Source organism: Bradyrhizobium sp. Leo78, assembly GCF_059512425.1.
In genome coordinates, this window is sequence record NZ_JCAMOT010000329.1 from 1 (window position 1) to 279 (window position 279).

Annotated in this window: 1 pseudogene; it reads right to left on the minus strand. The window is 62.7% G+C overall.

Features of this window, described 5'->3' with window-relative positions:
• A pseudogene (locus AC5ZG1_RS44930) lies at positions 1 to 220 on the minus strand (molybdate ABC transporter permease subunit); the annotation flags it as partial.
• Positions 221 to 279 lie beyond the last annotated feature (59 nt).

Here is a 279-nt window from a genome sequence, read left to right on the forward strand (position 1 = left end):
TCGGGCCGAGCAGGGCCAGCAGATAGAAACCGATTACTGTTGGCGGCAGCACCAGCGGCAGCGCGATGATCGTGGCGACCGCCTCAGCCCAAAGGCTCTTCGAGCGCGCTATCCACCACGCGAGCGGCGTGCCAAGGACCAGCAGGATCACGGTCGTCAGGCTCGCGAGCTCGACCGTGAGCTCGAGCGATTCCCAGATCTCTGGCGAAAAGCCATCCATGCGTCAACTCTAGCTTTGCACGTAGCCACCCCGCGCGATAATCGCGTGGAGTTTTTGCC